Origin of the sequence: Luteimonas terricola (assembly GCF_004352845.1) — a bacterium.
Classification (GTDB): Bacteria; Pseudomonadota; Gammaproteobacteria; order Xanthomonadales; family Xanthomonadaceae; genus Luteimonas; species Luteimonas terricola.
Window position 1 is genome coordinate 208,033 of the sequence record NZ_SJRX01000006.1, and the last position, 18,287, is coordinate 226,319.

Below are 18,287 nucleotides of genomic sequence, written 5' to 3' on the forward strand. Positions count from 1 at the left end.
GCAGGAGGGCCGCACGGGACAACCGGAACGGATGGCCATGGTCGGCTCGAGGACGTCCGCCGGCACCGGCGGTGATGAGGGCGCGCTGGCTCATTGCAGGTCTCCTGGATGAGTGGCTCGCAGGAGTGCGAAGGTCCTTCGTCCCGCGTGATCCGTGAGTTTACGCACCCGATCTGCTGGGCAAGCGCTTGCGTCTGCGCCATAGCTTCGCCGCGTAGAACATGGCGATCGCGGCGCTGATCAGAAGGGCCGGGACCAGGTACTTGTTGGCCAGGCGCCCGATTGCATCGCGTGGAAGCTTGATGTCGATCGGTACCGCCAGGTCGGTGAGCGGAGCGACGACGCCTTCACCTTCGCCGTCGGCCCAGAAACGCATGGCTGTCACGTCTCCGGTCGCGTTGCGCAGCACCTGCAAGCGGGTGAAGTCTGTCGGATACACGAATGTGTCGACGGCGATCGCGGTGAGTTCAGAGCGCATCCCCAAAGTGCGCTGGGCGGTCAAGGTTCCGCCGACAACGCGCAGCGTCCGCGTCGCATCCTGGTCGACGCGATACACGCCCTCGTACTGCTTGAGCACGGCAACGTCCACGACGACCGGCTTCACCGGCGGATACGGATCGCCCAGGGCGGCGGCCGCAAGGCGGCGCGCGACCGTGCTGGGCGAATGTGCCGAAGGTGGCCTTTCGCTGTTCTGGAGCACAGCGACCGTGACATCCGCTCCCGGGACATAGACCAGGTACGAGGTGAAGCCGGGAATGCCGCCATCGTGCTGCAACGCCGGGGCGCCCCGCACCGTGGACGTCCAGATGCCGTACCCGTAGTCGTTGGGCTCCGCCTGGCCGACTGGCGTGATCATGCGCGCATAGGTGGCAGGCTTGAGCACGTGCCCCTCGTGCAGGCCGCGGTTCCAGCGTGCCAGGTCATCAACCGTCGAAACCAGCGCACCCGCGGCATGAGGTTGGGTCATGCTGAGCTGCGGGGGAGGTGCCGGGGCTCCGCCGTACATAATGTAGCCCTTGACCTGACGCTCGATGACCGCGGGGTCCGCGCCGTACCCGGTGTCGTTCATGCCGAGTGGCTTGAAGAAGGCCTGGTCGAGATAGCGGTGCCAGGGCTGGCCGCTTGCCGCTTCGATCACGGCACCGACGAGCACATAGCCGGAGTTGTTGTACATCCATCCTTCGCCCGGCGCGAAGTCCGGGGCTTCGTTCTTGAAGTAGTCGACCAGCTGCGCGGTCGTGACGTGGCGCCTGATCGGTCCGTCGAACGTCCCCGGAATGGATGTGTAGTCCTTGACGCCGGACGTGTGGTTGAGCAGTTGCTCGATCGTGATGCGCTCACCGCCCGGATAGGTCGGCAGGTACTTCGAAAGCGGGTCATCCAGCGAGACCTTGCCGGCGTCGACCAGCGTCAGCAGTCCGGCCGCGGAGAACTGTTTGGTGACCGACGCGATGCGAAACCGGTCGCAGGGATCGAGCGGCACGCCGGTGGCAAGATCGGCCTTGCCGCGCGCGCCCCGATACAACACCTCGTCCCCGCGCATCACAAGCACCGCCCCGCCCGGAGCCTCCGCGGGGTACGCGTCCGCCAGCAGCGTGTCCGCATAACGCGCGAATTCGGCGGGCGTGGGCGGCGTGGGCGGCGTTGCGGCGGTCGCCGCCTGCAGCGTCAGCAATCCGGTGAGGGTGAGCGTCACGCCGATCATTCGCATGCGTGGAGATCCTTTCACAAGATGGCGGACCGGCACCGCGTCCGCAGCGTAGCAACATCAAGCCTTCCAGTGCGCCACGTAGGTCTTGCCGTTGCGAGATCGATAGCCGGCTACTTCGAGCTCAGCCAGTAGGCGAGGGCTGAGGCTGGTCCTCTCGATCTGACGTCGAGTGACCGGGGACCGCAGGGGCGGGCGCGGGCCGGCGGGCTACAATTGCCGGATGGAATTTCCCGGTTATCCCGCCACACGCCACCGATTCCAGGTCCGCCCGGGCATCGAGCTCAGCTATCTCGACGAGGGCCCGCGCGACGGCGAAGTGGTGGTCATGGTCCACGGCAATCCGTCGTGGAGCTATTACTGGCGCACGCTGGTCGCGGGGCTGTCGGATCCCGCTTCTGGCAAGGGTTATCGCTGCATCGTCCCCGACCACGTCGGGATGGGTCTTTCCGACAAGCCCGACGATGGTCCGAACGCGGTGCCGCGCTACGACTACACGCTGCAGTCGCGCGTGGACGACCTGTCCGCGCTGCTCGGGCACCTGGGCATCGATGGTCCGGTGACGCTGGCGGTGCACGACTGGGGCGGCATGATCGGCTTCGGCTGGGCGCTCTCGCACCAGGCGCAGGTGCAGCGGCTGGTGATCCTCAACACCGCCGCGTTCCCGATGCCCGAGACCAAGGCGATGCCCTGGCAGATCGCACTGGGCCGCGACTACAACGTCGGCGAACTGGTGATCCGCGGCTTCAACGCGTTCTCCGCCGGGGCCTCGTGGCTGGGCGTGAAGCGACGGATGCCGGCCGATGTGCGTCGGGCCTACGTGGCGCCCTACGACAGCTGGAAGAACCGCATCTCCACGGTGCGCTTCATGCAGGACATCCCGCTGTCACCCAAGGATCGCGCCTGGCCGATGCTCGATGCCGCGGGCCGGCGCCTGCACGAGTACGCGGGGCTGCCCGCCTTCATTGGCTGGGGCCTGGAGGACTTCGTGTTCGACCACCACTTCCTCGATCGCTTCAAGGCCGAGCTGCCGGGTGCCGAAGTGATGGCGTTCGACGATGCGGGGCACTACGTGCTGGAAGACAAGCATGAAGTGCTGGTGCCGGCGATCCGCGACTTCCTGGACCGCAATCCGCTCTGATCCCGGCGCGTTGCCGACCGCCGGAGCGATGTCAGGCCGCGATCGGCGGAGGCAGGGCGGGCGGCGGCCGTGCACCGCCGTCATTCGGCGCGTCGTCGTCGCGCGGATTGCCATCGCGGTCGTTTGCCGCGGCCTCGCGCCAGATCCAGTCGGCCGGAGTGAGCGGCGGCAGGCCGTGCGCGATGCGTGCGTTGTCGCACTGCCGGCTCGGCAGGCCGAATTCCAGGGACGCGGGGACGTCGCGGCAGGCCTGCGGGCGTACGGGATGGATCGTGCAGCGGGAATACCGGCCGATATCGGCATCCAGCGCGACGCAGCGCGGCTTGTCGCCGCCCGCGGTGCCGCGCATGGCGCGTTCGTGGCTGCGCAGCGGCACGGTCAGCGCCGCCGGCACCGTGCCGCCGAGCGCGGGCTCGGCTTCGGACCAGTGGAAGCTCACGCGGTAGTGGGCGCAGCAGGCGCCGCAGCTCAGGCAGGGGTGCGGCATCGGCAGGTGGCCGGGCGGAGGGCGGAGTGGAATCTTTCTCCGTCCGGCGGTGCCGCGCAAGGGGCGATAATCGGACCATGAGCGAACCCTGCAACATCGCCGCGGCGCTCCCGCGGCTCGCGGCCGAAGCGCCGGACCGCATCGCCATGCGCTGCCCCGGTCGTGGCGGCCGCTACGACATCGCCCTGAGCTATGGCGAACTGGATCGGCGCAGCGACGCCATCGCCGCCGGCCTGGCCGGGCGCGGCATCGCGCGCGGCAGCCGCGCGGTGGTGATGGTGCGGCCGACGCCCGAGTTCTTCCTGCTGATGTTCGCGCTGTTCAAGGCCGGCGCGGTGCCGGTGCTGGTGGATCCGGGCATCGACAAGCGCGCGCTGAAGCAGTGCCTGGACGAGGCCCGGCCGGATGCGTTCATCGGCGTACCGCTGGCGATGTTCGCGCGCACGCTGCTGGGCTGGGCGAAGGCGGCGCGCGTGCGCATCACCACCGGGCCGCGCGCGCGGCTGGCCGACGCGACGCTCGCCCAGGTGGAGCGCGAAGGCGCCAGCGCCGGGGCGCAGCTGACCGACACGCAGCCCGACGATGTGGCGGGCATCCTGTTCACCAGCGGCTCCACCGGCGTGCCCAAGGGCGTGGTCTACCGGCACCGCCACTTCGTGGCCCAGGTCGACATGCTGGGCGGCATGCTCGGGCTGTCGCCCGGCGGCGTGGACCTGCCGACCTTCCCGCCGTTCGCACTGTTCGACCCGGCGCTGGGCCTGACCTCGATCATCCCGGACATGGATCCCACGCGCCCGGGCAAGGCCGACCCGCGCAAGCTGCACGCGGCGATCAAGCGCTTCGGGGTGACCCAGCTGTTCGGTTCGCCGGCGCTGATGCGCGTGCTGGCCGAGCATGGCGAGCCGCTGCCCACCGTGACCCGCGTGACCTCCGCCGGCGCGCCGGTGCCGGCGGAGGTCGTCGCGAAGATGCGTGAACTGCTGCCCGCCGACGCGCAGTTCTGGACGCCCTACGGCGCCACCGAATGCCTGCCGGTGGCGGTGATCGAAGGTCGCGAGCTGGTCACCCTGCGCGAGCGCACCGAAACCGGCGCCGGCACCTGCGTCGGCCGCCCGGTGCCGCCGAACGAGGTCCGCATCATCCGCGTCACCGACGCCGCCATCCCCGAATGGTCCGACGCGCTGCTGGCGAGACCCGGCCAGGTGGGCGAAATCACCGTCGCCGGCCCCAGCACCACCGACACCTATTTCAACCGCGACGCGCAGACCCGGCTGGCGAAAATCCGAGAGGCATGCAGCTCTGCCGCAAGCTCGCCCCCGTCCGCCCTTCGGGCACCTTCGCCCGCAGGCGGGTTCCGCATCGTCCACCGCATGGGCGACCTCGGCTACTTCGACGTCGAAGGCCGCCTCTGGTTCTGCGGCCGCAAGTCCCAGCGCGTGGTCACGCCGGAGCGCACGCTGTGCACCGAGCAGGTCGAACCCGTCTTCGACACGCACGCCGACGTCCGCCGCACCGCCCTGGTCGGCATCGGCGAACGCGGCGCCCAGCGCCCGCTGCTCTGCGTCGAACTCCATCCCGGCATCGCCAAGTCCGAACACGCCCGCATCGCCGACGAACTGCGCCACCACGGCGAAGGCTTCGTCCACACCGCGCACGTCGACAGCTTCGCCTTCCACCCCGCATTCCCGGTCGACATCCGCCACAATGCGAAAATCGGCCGCGAGAAGCTGGCCGCCTGGGCCGCGCGCGCGCAGCGCGCCGGCAGGGTGTTCGCGCCGGCGGCCACGCCCGATTAAGTGAGTGATTGACGTGCGTGATTGACGCGATGGAGGACTGAAGTGCGGGTACTGGTAACCGGCGGCGGCGGATTCCTTGGCCAGGCCTTGTGCCGCGGCCTGGTCGAGCGGGGACACGAGGTCACCAGCTTCAACCGCGGGCACTATCCGGAGCTCGACGCGCTCGGCGTGCGCCAGCTGCGCGGCGACCTCGCCGACCGCCATGCCGTCATTGCCGCCTGCGCCGGCATGGACGCGGTGCTGCACAACGCCGCCAAGGCCGGCGCCTGGGGCAGCTACGACAGCTACCACCGCGCCAACGTGATGGGCACCGGCAATGTGCTGGCCGGCTGCCGGGAACACGGCATCGGGCGCCTGGTCCATACCTCTTCGCCCAGCGTGACCCACCGCGCCACGCATCCGGTGGAAGGTGGCACCGCCGACACCGTGCCCTATGGCGAAGACCTGAAGGCGCCGTACGCGGCCACCAAGCTGATCGCCGAGAAGTGCGTGCTCGCCGCCAACGACGACACCCTGGCCACGGTCGCCCTGCGCCCGCGCCTGATCTGGGGGCCGGGCGACAACCAGCTGGTGCCGCGCCTGGCCGAACGCGCCCGCGCCGGGCGCCTGCGCTTCGTCGGCGGCGGCATGAACCGCATCGACACCACCTTCATCGACAACGCGGCCCAGGCCCATTTCGATGCGCTCGAGCATCTGGACATCGGCGCCGCCTGCGCCGGTCGCGCCTACTTCATCAGCAACGGCGAACCCATGGCCGCGCGCGAGATCGTCAATGCCCTGCTGCGCGCGACGGGCGCGCCCGAGGTCGAGGGTTCGATCCCCTTCGGCGTGGCCTATGCGGTCGGTGCGGCCTGCGAGACCCTGTGGCCGCTGCTGCGCCTGCGCTCGGAGCCGCCGATGACCCGCTTCCTGGCCGAGCAGCTCAGCACCACGCACTGGTACGACATGGCGCCGGCCACCCGCGACTTCGGCTACGTGCCCCGGGTGTCGATCGCCGAAGGCCTCGAACGACTGGCCGCGGCCAGCCGGGGCGCCGTCACTTCCTGACGACCCCGGCCCCGTGAACATGGCGCCAAGCCGTCCGCGCTCCGACGGACTGGAGAGCCACCATGCTGAGCTACGCCGTCATCTTCCTCGTCATCGCCCTGGTTGCGGCCGTACTGGGTTTCAGCGGCATCGCGGGTGCCGCAAGCAACATCGCCTGGATCCTCTTCATCGTGTTCCTGGTGCTGGCCGCGATCTCGTTCTTCCGCGGTCGAAAGGTCTGAGCCACGCTGCCGGCCGCCGCCCCGGCGGCGCGCCGGCGGCCCCGGGCTGGCCGCTACAATGCCGGCCATGGCCCGATCCCCATCCCCGCTGTCCGGCTTGAAGCCGCTGGCCGGTCGTGCGCTGGAGTCAGCGCTAAACCGTGCGCTCGCCCTCGACGACGACACCCGCCAGGCGCTGTCCAGGCTGGATGGCCGCCGCGTGGCCCTGCACCTGGCATCGCCACCGCTGGCGGTGTCGATCCGCGTGGATGGCGAGGCGCTGCGGGTCGGACCGGTGGATGCGGACGCCACCACGCCCGACCTCTCGGTGCGCACCACGCTGGGCGGCCTGCTCGGCCAGCTGCAGGGCATGCTCGGCGCGGCCGACGAGCACGCCACGCCCAGCGGGCGCCTGCGCATCGAGGGCGATGCCGAGCTGGCGCGCGCGCTGCAGCGGCTGGCGCAACGCTTCGATCCGGACTGGCAGCGGCCGTTCGTGGCGGCCTTCGGCGAGGTCATGGGCGTGCAGGTGGCGAACGCCGCGGCGTCCGCGCTGAAGGGCGCGCGCCGCGCGGGCGAAGGCTTCGCCGCCACCGCGGCCGAATACGTGGTCGAGGAGTCGCGCGACGTGGTCGGCCGCCACGAACTCGACGCCTTCCACGACGACGTGGATACGCTGCGCGACGATGTCGAGCGCATCGCCGCGCGCGTCACCCGCCTGGCCTCGGCCGCCGGGGGCGCGCGGTGAGGTCGGCGCTGCACGCCCTGAAGATCGGGCGCGTCCTGCTCCGTTATCGCCTGCACAACCTGGCCGAGGGCACGCCGGCCGGGCGCTGGCTGTGGCTGCTGCGCCCCTTCGTGCCGCGCGCCTCGCGCGAGGTCACCGACCTGCCGCGCGGCGCGCGCGTGCGCCTGGCGCTGCAGGAGCTGGGGCCGATCTTCGTCAAGTTCGGACAGGTGCTGTCGACCCGCCGCGACCTGGTGCCGGCCGACGTCGCCGACGAGCTGGTGCTGCTGCAGGACCAGGTGGCACCGTTCGACGGCGAGGTCGCGCGTGCCATCGTCGAGCGGGAGCTGGAGCGCCCGGTCGGCGAGGCCTTTGCCGCGTTCGACACGGTGCCGCTGGCGTCCGCGTCCGTGGCGCAGGTCCATGCGGCACTGCTGTCCGGTGTCGACGGCCAGCCGCCGCGCGAGGTGGTGGTGAAGGTGCTGCGTCCCGGCATCGACGCGCGCATCGCCGCCGACATCCGGCTGCTCGAGCGCATCGCCGGCTTCGTCGAGCGCACCCATCCCAATGCCGGGAAGATCCGCCCGCGCGAGGTGGTGGAGGAAGTCGCGAGCACGCTCGCGGCCGAGCTCGACCTGCAGCGCGAAGGCGCGAACGCCTCCGTGCTGCGCCGCAACTGGGAGAATTCCACCGACCTCTACGTGCCGGCGCCGGTGTGGTCGCACAGCACCGAGCGCATCCTGACGCTGGAGCGCGTCAGCGGCATCCCCAGCGACGACATCGCCGCCATCGAGGCCGCGGGCATGGATCGCAAGCTGCTGGCGGCCAAGGCCGTGCGCGTGTTCTACACCCAGGTCTTCCGCGACAACTTCTTCCACGCCGATGCCCACGCCGGCAACATCTGGGTGGATGACGATCCGGCGCGACGCGCCAACCCGCGCTTCATCGCGCTGGACTTCGGCATCGTCGGCCAGCTGTCGGGCGACGACCAGTACTACCTCGCCGAGAACTTCATGGCGATCTTCAACAAGGACTACCGGCGCATCGCCGAACTGCACGTGCAGGCGGGCTGGATGCCGTCGAACCTGCGCCTGGACGAACTCGAGGCCGCGGTGCGCGGCGTGTGCGAACCGTACTTCACGCGCCCGCTGTCGGAGTTCTCGCTGGGCGAGGTGTTGCTGAAGCTGTTCCGCACCGCGCAGCGCTACCAGCTGACCCTGCAGCCGCAGCTGATCCTGCTGCAGAAGACCCTGCTCAACGTCGAGGGCGTGAGCCGCCACCTGGATCCGACGATCGACATCTGGGCGGTGGCGCGACCGGTGCTGGAACGCATCCTGGCCGAGCGCTACAGCCCGCAGCGGCTGGCCAGCGAGTTCCGCAAGCGACTGCCGGAGCTGGCCACCCGCGCGCCGGAAATGCCGGGCCTGCTGCACGCCTGGCTGACGCAGCAGGTGGAGGGCCGGCACCAGTTGGGCATGCACTCGAAGGAAATGGCCGACCTGGTCGACGTGATGCGCGCGATGCAGCGCCGCACCGTGGCCGCGATCCTCGGCGTGGGCCTGCTGGTGGCGGCCGCGGTGCTGTACGGCCTCGACGCCGGCGGGCCGCGGCTGTGGTCGGTGCCGGTGGCGGCCTGGGTCGCCGGCATCGGCGGCCTGTGGGCCATCATCGCCGCCCGCCCGCGGCCGTGAACCAGCAGGCTGCGACGGTGCCGCCAGACCCCTGTAGGAGCAGCCATAGCTGCGACCGCAATGTGCTGGCAGCCGAATCCGCTCTTGCCGGTGGCGTTGGGGGTGACCGGGTCGCAGCCATGGCTGCTCCTACAAGTGCAGATGCGAATGCGGCTGCAGATGCCGGACCACGTGCGGAGTCCCCGCTCCGCGTCCTGCATCTGGAAGACACCTTCGCGGTGGTCGACAAGCCCGCCGGGCTGATGGTCCACGACAGCAAGCTCGCGCGCGGCGAGAGCGACTTTGCCGCCGACCGCCTGCGTGCGCAGTTCGGCAAGCCGATCTTCCTCGTGCATCGCCTGGACCGCGCCACCAGCGGCTGCCTGCTGCTGGCCTTCAATCGCGAGACCGCCTCGGCGTTGGGCAAGTCACTGATGGCCGGGGAGGTCGACAAGGCCTATCTCGCCGTGTGTCGCGGCTGGCCCGCGGACGCGGAATTCACGGTCGACCATCCGCTGGACGGCGGCCCCGGCAAGCCGCAGAAGAAGCCCGCGGTGACGCGCTTCGAACGCCTGGCCACGGCCGAACTGCCGGTGCCCTCGGCCGGCTTCGAGACCTCGCGCTACGCGCTGCTGCGCGCCTGGCCGCAGACCGGGCGCTTCCGCCAGATCCGCCGCCACCTCAAGCACCTTTCGCACCACCTGATCGGCGACACCAGCCACGGTGACGGCCGCCACAACCGCAGCTTCCGCATGCTCGGCATCCATCGCATGCTGCTGCACGCGGAGCAGCTTTCGTTCCCGCATCCATGGGACCCGGCGCGACGCGTGCACGCGGTGGCGCCGCCTGACGCGGAGTTCGCGCGCGCGCTGGCATTCTTCACGCAGCCCGCCGATGCCGCGCCGGCTGCCGAGGCGGGACCGCGCTGACCGTCGCGCTGGCCATCGATTCCGGACGCCCATGACCACCACGCCATCCGCCATCGAAATTCCCGAAGCCGAAATCATCGAACGCTTCGTGCGCGCATCGGGCCCGGGCGGGCAGAACGTCAACAAGGTCGCGACCGCGGTCGAGCTGCGCTTCGACATCGCCAACTCGCCTTCGCTTCCCGAGCCCGTGCGCGAACGTCTGCTCGCCAAGCGCGATCGCCGCCTCACCGACGACGGCGTGCTGGTACTCAACGCGCAGCGCTTCCGCACCCAGGACCGCAACCGCCAGGATGCGCGCGAGCGGCTGGCGGCGTTCATCGAGTCCGGCCGCAAGGCGCCGAAGAAGCGCGTCCCGACCAGGCCCAGCCGCGCTTCCAAGGCACGGCGGCTGGATGCCAAGCGCGAGCGGAGTACGATCAAGCGTGGCCGCACGGGGAAGGGTTGGGATTGAGCGGCACGGGAGGCCCATGAGCGGAGCGAACGCCGACATCCTGCCGCCCCTGCCTCCGCAGGTGCCGCGGGTGAAGCGCAACCGGTTCACGCGCTGGCTCGGGCGCGGCATCCTCCGCCTCGGTGGCTGGCGCGTGGTTGGCGAGTTCCCGGACGAGCCGCGCCTGGTCCTGATCGCGGCGCCGCATTCGTCCAACTGGGATGGCATCTGGGGCTTCGCGGTCAAGTTGGGCCTGGGCCTGGACATCAAGCTCCTCGGCAAGCGCGAGCTGTTCTGGTGGCCGCTGGGGCCGCTCTTGCGCAAGCTCGGCGTGATCGCGGTCGATCGCAACCGTTCGGCGGGCGTCGTGGAGCAGGTCGCGGCGATGATCCGCACCCACGACCGCTTCTGGTTCGGGCTGGCGCCGGAGGGCACGCGCAAGCCGGTGGAGCACTGGAAGAGCGGCTTCCTGAAGATCGCCCGCGCCGCCGACGTGCCGGTGCTGCCGGTGTACTTCCACTATCCGGACAAGGTCATCGGCATCGGCCCGCTGTTCCAGGCGGGCGAAGATGCGGTCGAGGACATGCGCCGCATCCGCGAGTGGTACCGACCGTGGCAGGGGCGCAACCGCGGTACGGTGTGAGGTGCTGACGGCTGGTCCTGCCGCGGCGGCCGGCGGCGGTGATTTCGAGGAGAAGTACATGAAGCAACATCGACGAAAGCTTGCCATCATTGCGGCGCTGGCCTGCCTGGCGCTGCTGGCGCCGGTGTCCGCCGCGAACGCGGACGAAGCCGCGGCAAAGCCCGTGCTTGCCATCCACGGCGGCGCCGGCGTGGTGCGTGCCGGCCTGTCGCCCGGGGACCAGGCCGCCGCCCGTGCGGGACTCGAGCGCGCGCTGCTGGCGGGCCACGCGAAGCTCCAGGCCGGGGCGGCGGCGCTCGACGCCGTGATCGCCGCGATCACCGTGCTCGAGGACGATCCCGCCTTCAATGCCGGGCACGGCGCGGTGTTCACGCACGAAGGCCGCAACGAGCTCGATGCTTCGCTCATGGATGGCCGTGACGGCAGCGCGGGCGCGGTGGCCGGCGTGCAGCGGGTGCGCAATCCGATCCTGCTGGCGCGCGCGGTGATGGAGCACTCCCCGCATGTGATGCTGGTCGGCAGCGGCGCGGAAACCTTTGCAGAAGGACAGGGCATCGAGCTGGTCGACCCGTCCTATTTCCGCACCGAACGGCGCTGGGAACAGCTGCAGCGCGCGCTGCGCAAGGACGCCGCGGAGGGCGCGGAGGCCGGGGCTGGCGTGGACGCGGACGTGGACGTGGAGCGTCGCGGCCTGAAGTATTTCGGCACCGTCGGCGCCGTGGCGCTCGATGTCGAGGGTCACCTCGCCGCCGGCACCTCCACCGGCGGCATGACCAACAAGCGCTGGGGCCGCGTCGGCGACGCGCCGATCATCGGCGCCGGCACCTGGGCGGACGCGCGCTGCGCGGTCTCGGGCACCGGCTGGGGCGAGTTCTATATCCGCACCGCTGCGGCGCACGAGGTCTGCGCGCGCGTGCGCCATCGTGGTGAAGGCATCGCGGCCGCCGCGGACGCGGTGATCAACGGCGAGGTCGTGCGCGCGGGCGGCGACGGCGGCGCGATCGCGATCGACGCGGCGGGCAACGTCGCCTTCCCCTTCAACACCGAAGGCATGTACCGCGGCTGGATCGGTGCCGACGGCGTGCCGCACGTGGCGGTGTTCGCCGACGAGGCGCTTCCGGGCCGCTAGGGCGTCCCGTAGCCGCCGAAGCTGCCCGCCGCGCCCGGGAACACGACCGGGCTTTCGGCGCCGTCCTTCGCGACGGCGGACACGCCAAAGAAATAGTTGTCGATCACCACGTTCTTCAAAGTGTGCTGCGTCACGTCGCCGACGTAGACGCTGTGCGTCCACTGCGGCTCGGTGGTCAGCCGCCAATGGACCCTGTAGCCGGCGAGGTCGGGCGCCTGCGACGCGGGCGGGCGTGTCCATCCGAGGGTGGTGTCGGCGGTGACCGCGCCCGTGATCGACACGTCCGCCGGCGGTGGCGGCGCCGAAGCCATGCCGGCCAGGCTGACGGCGTTGAGCGCGGTGAGCTTTGCGACGTAGTCGAAGTCCACGCCTTCGATCACGTCGCCGTAGGCGATGCCGCCCTCCGTGCGCAGGTCCTGGTGCTGGCGGTCGTAGTTCTCGTTGGTCTCCATCACCCGCACCGCCGGATAGCCGAGGTCGTTGAAGGGGCGGTGGTGGCCGCCGCGCCCGAAGCGGTCGAGCCGGTAGACCATCATCACGTCGAGGTTCGGAACGTAGAGGTCGGCCATGCGGTCGATGTAGCGGGCCAGGTTGCGCGAGGGCGAATCGACCTCGCCGCCGGTGAAGCGGCGCTGCCTGGCGTCCTCCGGCGTCTCGGTCACGCGGGTTCCCTCGGCGAACACGCGTGCGGTGGTGTTGTCGACCACGCCGTTGCCCCCGGCGATGTTGCCGATCATGTCGTTGTTGAGCACCGCCTCGATGCGCCAGCCGTCCTGCTGTGCCTTCGCGGCGACGATCTTTCCGCCGAACAGGCCCTGCTCTTCGCCGGAGAGCGCGGCATAGACGATGGTGCCGGGGAAACGGTGCTTCGAAAGGATCCGTGCCGCCTCGAGCGCGCCGGCGACGCCGGAGGCGTTGTCGTTGGCGCCCGGCGAGTCGGAGCTGAAGTCCATCACGTCGGAGACGCGCGAGTCGATGTCGCCGCTCATGATCACGTAGCGGCCCGGATCGCTCGTGCCGCGCTGGATCGCGAGCACGCTGACGACTTCGGTCGGCTCGGGGATGCGGTCCTCGCCGGAGATCGTGCCGGCGACATCGATCACCTCCAGGCAGCCGCCGCACTGCGCCGAGATGCGCTCGAACTCGGCGTGGATCCAGCGCCGCGCCGCGCCGATGCCGCGGCTGTCCGATGCCGTGTCCGACAGCGTGTGGCGGGTGCCGAACGACACCAGCTGGCGGATATCGGCCTCGATGCGCGCGGCCGAAGGCGCGGTGCCGATGTCATGCAGCAGCGCCTGCGTGGCCGGCGGCGCCACCGGCGCATCCGCGGCGGCGACGGGGGCGGCGACGGGCGTCGCGAGGCAGGCGGACAGGATGGCGATGGGCAGGTGGCGCATGCGCGGGCTCCGGCGTTCGGGCGAAGGACGCAACCGTACGCCATCGGCGGCGCGGATGCGTCCCGCATCGCAGGATGGCCCGGGCCCCGCGCCGGACATCAGCGCCGGCTGATCACCTCCTGCAGCGCCAGCGAATGCGGCCAGCCGCCGGCCAGCGCACGGTACAGCGCCACCGCACCGGTGGCGCTGCGGGTGCGCCCGGCGGCGAAGGCGTCCTCGGCCTGCAATCGGGTGCGCTCCGCGTCGAGCACTTCCAGCAGGCCGATGGCGCCGGCATCGAAGCGGATGCGGGCGAGCTCCGCGGCCCGCGCGCTGTCGCGGGCGGCGCGTTCGAGATGCGCATCCTCGGCGCGCGCGCGGTCCAGGCGGACCAGCGCGTTCTCGGTGTCCTCCAGGGCCAGCAGCACGGTCTGCTGGTAGTAGGCGAGTTCGCCGGCGGCATCGGCGTCGGCGGCGGCAATGCGCGCGCGCACGCGGCCGATGTCGAGGAACGACCAGTCGATGCCCAGCGCGATGAAGCGCGTCTCGCTGTCGCGCTCGAACAGCATGTCGCTGTCGATCGCCTGGCTGCCGATCAGGCCGCCCAGGGTGAAGCGGGGGAAGAGGTCGGCGGTGGCGACGCCGATGCGCGCGGTGGCCGCGTGCAGCCGCGCCTCGGCGGCGGCCACGTCGGGCCGGCGGCGCAGCAGCTCGCCCGGCGTGCCGGGATCGATCGCGCCGGGAAGCGTGGGCAGGGGCGCGGCTTCGCCGAGCAGGGCCGCGAGTGCGTCGGGCGTGCGGCCGGTCAGCACGCCGAGACGGTGGATGGAGAACGCCACCTGGGCTTCGAGGGCAGGGATCCGGCTCAGCGTCGCTTCCAGCTGGGCGCCGGCGCGCGCGGTGTCGAACTCGCTGTCGCGGCCGGCATCGAAGCGGGCCTGGACCAGGTCGACGGTCTCGCGCTGGTTGTCGGCGTTGCCGCGGGCGACGCGCAGGCGCTCCTGCGCCCCGCGCAGCTCGAGGTAGGCATGCGCGACTTCACCGGCGATCGCCACCTGCGCGGCCTGCAGGTCGGTGTAACCGGCGAGCGCCTCGGCGCGGCCGGCCTCGACGCCGCGGCGGATGCGCCCGAACAGGTCCAGCTCCCAGGCCGCGGCGATGCCAGCGCTGTAGCTCTCGCCGTCGCGGTCGCCGCGGGCGACGCCGGGCGCCTGGTCGGCGCTGGCCCGCGACTCGCCGGCCTCGGCGTTGGCGGTGATCGTCGGGAAGCGGTCGAACTTCGCGCCGCGCAGCAGTGCGTTGGCGCGATCGTAGCGAGCGAGCGCGATGCGCAGGTCGTGGTTGGCGGCCAGCGCGTCTTCGACCAGCGCCATCAGCAGCGGATCGCCGAAGCCGCGCCAGAAGCGGTCGTCGGCCGTTGCGGGCGTGGGTGCGCCGGCTTCCGCGGTGGCTGCGGTCCCTGCGGCGGCATCCGCGGTTTCCAGCCCGGTCGTCGCCGGCGCGCCGTGGAACACCGCCGGCGTGGGCAGGTCGGGCCGCACGTAGTCCGGCCCGACGCTGCAGGCGGCCAGCGCAAGCGCCAGCACCGTGGAGGTGAGCACCGGCATGGCGGCGCGGCGGAAGTCAGTCATCATCGTTCTCCGTGGTGTCGTCGGGCCGCCGGTCCGGATCGTTCGCCGGTGCCGGAGCGGCCGTGTCGTCGTTGTCGCCGAGGATGCGGCGGATCTCTTCGAACGAAGGGATTTCGAGCATGCGTTCAGGCACGGACCACCTCCGTTGCCGCGGCGGGCCGCGCGGGATCGGGCCCGGCCACCGGCCGCGTCACCAGCTTGCGCAGCGCGACGTAGAACACCGGCGTCAGGAACAGGCCGAACAGGGTCACGCCGACCATGCCCGCGAACACGGTGATCCCCGTGGCGGAGCGCACCTCGGCGCCAGCGCCCGACGACAGCACCAGCGGCACGGTGCCGGCGATGAAGGCGATCGAGGTCATGATGATCGGGCGCAGGCGCAGCCGGCAGGCTTCCAGCGCCGCAGTCACTATCCCCTTGCCCTGCAGCTCCAGCTCGCGCGCGAACTCGACGATCAGGATCGCGTTCTTGCACGCCAGGCCCATCAGCACCACCAGGCCCACCTGCACGAAGACGTTGTTGTCGCCGCCGGTCAGCCAGACGCCGAGCAGCGCCGACAGCATGCACATCGGCACGATCAGGATCACCGCCAGCGGCAGGGTCCAGCTTTCGTACAGGGCCGCCAGCACCAGGAAGGCCAGCAGGATCGCGAGCGGGAACACCACCAGCGCGGCGTTGCCCTGGGCGGCCTGCTGCCAGCTCAGGTCGGTCCACTCGATCGACATGCCGTGGGGCAGGATGCCGGCGGCCAGCTCCGCGACCCTGGCCATGCCTTCCGTGGACGACATCACCCGCGGGTCGACGTCGCCGGCCAGGTCGGCGGCCGGATAGCCGTTGTAGCGCAGCACGGGATCCGGGCCGTAGGTCTGGCTGACTTCGACCATCGAACCGATCGGCACCATCTCGCCGCGGTCGTTGCGCGTGCGCAGCCTGGCGATGTCCTCGACGCTGTCGCGGAAGGGCGCATCGGCCTGCGCGATCACCTGCCAGGTGCGTCCGAAGCGGTTGAAGTCGTTGACGTAGGCCGAACCCAGGTAGGTCTGCAGGGTGTCGAACAGCTCGGTCAGCGGCACGCCCTGGGCCTTGGCCTTGACCCGGTCGACCTCGGCATCGAGCTGCGGCACGTTGGCCTGGTAGGTGGTGTTGGCGAAGCCCATGCCCGGCGTCTGCATCAGCGCGCCCTGCATGGCGCTGGTCGCCTCCTGCAGCGCGCCGTAGCCGAGGTTGGCGCGGTCCTCGATGAACAGCTGGTAGCCGGCGCCGTTGCCCAGGCCGAGGATCGGCGGCGGCATGACCGAGAAGGTGAAGCCTTCCTGCAGCCCCGCGATCTTCTGGTTGATCTCGGCATTGATCTCCAGCGCGCTGCGCGTGCGCTCGCCGAACGGCTCCAGCGGCAGGAACACCACGCCGGTATTGGGCGTGTTGGTGAACTGCACCGCATTGAGCCCCGGGAAGGCGATCGAGTGCGCGACGCCGTCGGTCTCCATCGCGATCTCGCTGACCCTGGACAGCAATGCGTCGGTGCGCGAGATCGAGGCGCCCTCGGGCAGCTTCACGCCGGCGACCAGGTACAGCTTGTCCTGCACCGGGATGAAGCCCGACGGCACCGCCTTGAACATCAGTCCGGTACCCGCCAGCAGCACGGCATAGACCACGAACACCATGCCGCGGCGGCCAAGCGCGCGCGAGACCGCGCCCTGGTACCTGTCGGAGCTGGCGCCGAAGAAGCGGTTGAACGGCCGGAACACCCAGCCGAACAGGCGGTCGATCAGCCGCGTGGGTGCGTCCTTCGGCGCGTCGTGCGGCTTCAGCAGGCGCGCGGCCAGCGCCGGCGACAGGGTCAGCGAGTTGATCGCCGAGATCACCGTGGAGATCGCGATGGTGACCGCGAACTGCTTGTAGAACTGCCCGGTCACGCCGGACAGGAAGGCCATCGGCACGAACACCGCGCACAGCACCAGCGCGATGGCGATGATCGGCCCGGACACTTCGCGCATGGCCTGGTGCGCGGCCTCGAGCGGGCTCAGGCCCTCCTCGATGTTGCGCTCGACGTTCTCCACCACCACGATCGCGTCGTCGACCACGATGCCGATCGACAGCACCAGCCCGAACAGGGTGAGCGTGTTGATCGAGAAGCCGAGCAGGTACAGCGCGGCGAAGGTGCCGACGATCGACACCGGCACCGCGAGCAGCGGGATGATCGAGGCCCGCCAGGTCTGCAGGAACAGGATCACCACCAGCACCACCAGCAGCACGGCCTCGAGCAGCGTGGTGAGCACGGCCTTGATCGAGTCGCGCACGAAGATGGTGGTGTCGTAGACGGCCTCGTATTCGACGCCTTCGGGGAAGCGCTGCGAGACCTCGTCCATGGAGGCGATCACCGCGTCGCGGATCTCCAGAGCGTTCGCGCCCGGCGCCTGGAAGATGCCGATGCCGACCGCGTCCTTGCCGTCGAGCTGCGAGCGCAGGGTGTAGTCGCCGGCGCCCAGCTCCAGGCGGGCGACGTCGGACAGGCGCACGATTTCGCCGTCAATGCCGGCCTTGACCACGATGTCGCCGAACTCCTCTTCGGTCTCCAGGCGGCCGCGGGCGTTGATCAGGGTGAGGAAGTCGCTGTCGGGCATCGGCTCGGCGCCGAGCTGGCCGGCGGAGACCTGCACGTTCTGTTCGCGCATCGCGCGCAGCACGTCGCTGGCGGTGAGTCCGCGCGAGGCGATCTTGTCCGGGTCGAGCCAGGCGCGCATCGCATAGTCGCCGCCGCCGAACACCTGCGCGTCGCCGACGCCGCTGATCCGCGCCAGCGCGTCCTTGACGTGCAGGCGCGCGTAGTTGCGCAGGTACAGGGTGTCGTAGCGGCCGTCGGGCGAGGTCAGGTGCACCACCATCAGGAACACCGGCGACTGCTTCTGCGTGGTCACGCCCTGGCGGCGCACGTCTTCGGGCAGCCGCGCCAGCGCCTGGCTGACGCGGTTCTGCACGCGCACGGTGGCGTCATCGGGGTCGGTGCCCGGCTCGAAGGTCACCGTCATCTGCAGCACGCCATCGGAGCCGGCGACCGACTTGAGGTACATCATGTCCTCGACGCCGTTGATCGCTTCTTCCAGCGGAGTCGCCACGGTTTCAGCGATCACCTTGGGGTTGGCGCCCGGATAGACGGTGCGCACCACCACCGAGGGTGGCACCACGTCGGGGTATTCGCCGATCGGCAGCAGCGGGATCGAGATCAGGCCGGCGGCGAAGATCACGATCGACAGCACCGCGGCGAAGATCGGGCGGTCGATGAAGAACCTGGAGAAATCCATGTCGAATCCTTCGCGGCCAGGCCGCGCGGTCCGCGCCCCGCACGGCGGGGCTGGGGAGGAGAGATGCCGGC

Annotated in this window: 16 protein-coding genes; 10 read left to right on the top strand and 6 right to left on the bottom strand. The window is 70.7% G+C overall.

Going from position 1 to position 18,287, the window contains the following annotated elements:
- Positions 1–160 precede the first annotated feature (160 nt).
- Positions 161–1,711, bottom strand: coding sequence for a serine hydrolase domain-containing protein (locus E2169_RS10810; protein ID WP_132986608.1), 1,551 nt, complete (start codon positions 1,709–1,711; stop codon positions 161–163).
- A 220-nt stretch (positions 1,712–1,931) separates the two neighbouring features.
- Between E2169_RS10810 and E2169_RS10815 the strand changes: the two genes are divergently transcribed.
- Positions 1,932–2,849: an alpha/beta fold hydrolase gene (locus E2169_RS10815; protein ID WP_132986609.1), complete on the top strand. Its 918-nt coding sequence runs from the start codon at positions 1,932–1,934 to the stop codon at positions 2,847–2,849.
- A 31-nt stretch (positions 2,850–2,880) separates the two neighbouring features.
- On the opposite strand, the gene E2169_RS10820 is transcribed toward E2169_RS10815, so the two are convergent.
- Positions 2,881–3,336, bottom strand: coding sequence for a YkgJ family cysteine cluster protein (locus tag E2169_RS10820; RefSeq protein ID WP_132986610.1), 456 nt, complete (start codon positions 3,334–3,336; stop codon positions 2,881–2,883).
- A 77-nt stretch (positions 3,337–3,413) separates the two neighbouring features.
- Between E2169_RS10820 and oleC the strand changes: the two genes are divergently transcribed.
- From oleC to E2169_RS10865, 9 genes are all read left to right on the top strand, one after another.
- Positions 3,414–5,132: an olefin beta-lactone synthetase gene (gene oleC, locus E2169_RS10825; protein WP_132986611.1), complete on the top strand. Its 1,719-nt coding sequence runs from the start codon at positions 3,414–3,416 to the stop codon at positions 5,130–5,132.
- A 42-nt stretch (positions 5,133–5,174) separates the two neighbouring features.
- Entirely contained in the window at positions 5,175–6,179 is a 1,005-nt protein-coding gene (gene oleD, locus E2169_RS10830) for a 2-alkyl-3-oxoalkanoate reductase (protein WP_132986612.1), read from the top strand.
- A 62-nt stretch (positions 6,180–6,241) separates the two neighbouring features.
- Positions 6,242–6,400, top strand: a complete 159-nt coding sequence (locus tag E2169_RS10835) for a DUF1328 domain-containing protein (RefSeq protein ID WP_132986613.1) — start codon at positions 6,242–6,244, stop codon at positions 6,398–6,400.
- A gap of 67 nt (positions 6,401–6,467) precedes the next feature.
- Positions 6,468–7,127 carry a ubiquinone biosynthesis accessory factor UbiJ gene (locus tag E2169_RS10840; RefSeq protein ID WP_132986614.1) on the top strand — a complete coding sequence of 220 codons (660 nt, stop codon included), beginning with the start codon at positions 6,468–6,470 and terminating at the stop codon, positions 7,125–7,127.
- Complete coding sequence (gene ubiB / locus E2169_RS10845) at positions 7,124–8,797, top strand: ubiquinone biosynthesis regulatory protein kinase UbiB (RefSeq protein WP_132986615.1); 1,674 nt, start codon at positions 7,124–7,126, stop codon at positions 8,795–8,797. The genes E2169_RS10840 and ubiB overlap by 4 nt, the downstream gene beginning before the upstream one ends.
- Positions 8,798–8,916: 119 nt before the next feature.
- On the top strand, positions 8,917–9,705 hold the full coding sequence (locus E2169_RS10850; protein WP_132986616.1) for a pseudouridine synthase: 789 nt from the start codon (positions 8,917–8,919) through the stop codon (positions 9,703–9,705).
- Positions 9,706–9,736: 31 nt separating this feature from the next.
- Positions 9,737–10,156: an alternative ribosome rescue aminoacyl-tRNA hydrolase ArfB gene (arfB, locus tag E2169_RS10855; RefSeq protein ID WP_132986617.1), complete on the top strand. Its 420-nt coding sequence runs from the start codon at positions 9,737–9,739 to the stop codon at positions 10,154–10,156.
- Positions 10,157–10,172: 16 nt separating this feature from the next.
- A complete protein-coding gene (locus tag E2169_RS10860) occupies positions 10,173–10,778 on the top strand; it encodes a lysophospholipid acyltransferase family protein (RefSeq protein ID WP_132986618.1) in 606 nt (201 codons plus the stop codon).
- 58 nt (positions 10,779–10,836) lie between these two features.
- Positions 10,837–11,907, top strand: a complete 1,071-nt coding sequence (locus E2169_RS10865; RefSeq protein WP_132986619.1) for an isoaspartyl peptidase/L-asparaginase family protein — start codon at positions 10,837–10,839, stop codon at positions 11,905–11,907.
- Here the strand turns inward: E2169_RS10865 and E2169_RS10870 are convergent.
- The 4 genes from E2169_RS10870 to E2169_RS10880 form a co-directional block, all read right to left on the bottom strand.
- The gene (locus E2169_RS10870; RefSeq protein WP_132986620.1) at positions 11,904–13,304 is read right to left on the bottom strand and encodes a M28 family metallopeptidase; all 1,401 of its coding nucleotides are present in this window, start codon (positions 13,302–13,304) and stop codon (positions 11,904–11,906) included. The two genes, E2169_RS10865 and E2169_RS10870, sit on opposite strands and share 4 nt — an antisense overlap.
- A gap of 98 nt (positions 13,305–13,402) precedes the next feature.
- Positions 13,403–14,914 (bottom strand): efflux transporter outer membrane subunit, encoded by a 1,512-nt coding sequence (locus tag E2169_RS10875; RefSeq protein ID WP_207918387.1) that lies wholly within the window; start codon positions 14,912–14,914, stop codon positions 13,403–13,405.
- A complete protein-coding gene (locus E2169_RS14270; protein ID WP_165942401.1) occupies positions 14,907–15,047 on the bottom strand; it encodes a hypothetical protein in 141 nt (46 codons plus the stop codon). Before E2169_RS14270 ends, E2169_RS10875 begins: the two co-directional genes overlap by 8 nt.
- Entirely contained in the window at positions 15,040–18,216 is a 3,177-nt protein-coding gene (locus E2169_RS10880; RefSeq protein WP_132986622.1) for an efflux RND transporter permease subunit, read from the bottom strand. The genes E2169_RS14270 and E2169_RS10880 overlap by 8 nt, the downstream gene beginning before the upstream one ends.
- Positions 18,217–18,287 lie beyond the last annotated feature (71 nt).